Source organism: Streptococcus sp. NLN76 (assembly GCF_015686645.1).
Classification (GTDB): domain Bacteria; phylum Bacillota; class Bacilli; order Lactobacillales; family Streptococcaceae; genus Streptococcus.
Genome location: NZ_JADPMS010000106.1, coordinates 1 through 679 on the forward strand (window position 1 = coordinate 1; position 679 = coordinate 679).

The following is a 679-nucleotide window of genomic DNA, read 5'->3' on the forward strand; positions in this document are numbered from 1 at the left end:
GGTTGGAGGTAAAATGAAGGGCTGGGTAACAGACTTTGTAATGAAGACTGAGCAACAAGGAGGATAAGAAACAACCATGAGTCCTTTCCATAACTCTATTGTTCTGGGAAACATTGCAATAGTCAAGTATTTATACAATTATTGTTCAAACTGGGTTTTAATAACCCTCTAAACTTATATTACGAGGAGGAAATATGGTTCAATCCCTTAATACAAGCGTTGAATTCCAAACCAGAGGCCAATCCTATCTCGGAGTCGGCGGGCAGGTCGGAAATTTTTTGGTTGGTGATAAAGCCCTTGAATTCTATAGCGATCGGAATGTGCAAGATTTTATTCAAATGCCTTGGGAAAATATCCAAAGCATTGGAGCTAATGTTAGTCGTGGAAAGGTGAGTCGGCATTTTGAAGTCAAGACAGATTTAGGAAATTTCCGCTTCTCTTCCCCAGACTCCGGCCGGATCCTCAAAATCGCTCGCCAACACCTCGGGGACGAGAAAGTCGTTCGCCTACCGACCTTGGTCCAATTGACCTGGAAAAAAATTCAGCAAGCGCTGTCAATCAAAGATGATTATGTCCCGAAAAAATGATTAATATGGGCTAGAATAATTAGCGCGATTTTATTTGACACCAGGTACCTTTGAAGCTGTTTTTTAGACTAAACCAAGGCTACGATTAGCCT

General features: G+C 41.5%; 1 protein-coding gene. It reads left to right on the forward strand.

Annotation, left to right across the window (positions count from 1 at the left end; genetic code table 11):
• Positions 1-194 precede the first annotated feature (194 nt).
• Complete coding sequence (locus I1A59_RS09480) at positions 195-587, forward strand: DUF956 family protein (RefSeq protein WP_196092496.1); 393 nt, start codon at positions 195-197, stop codon at positions 585-587.
• Positions 588-679: the final 92 nt, after the last annotated feature.

Bases quoted from the DNA above. Each gene is read 5' to 3' on its own strand.
- I1A59_RS09480 (WP_196092496.1), top strand. From the start codon at position 195: ATGGTTCAATCCCTTAATACAAGCGTTGAATTCCAAACCAGAGGCCAA.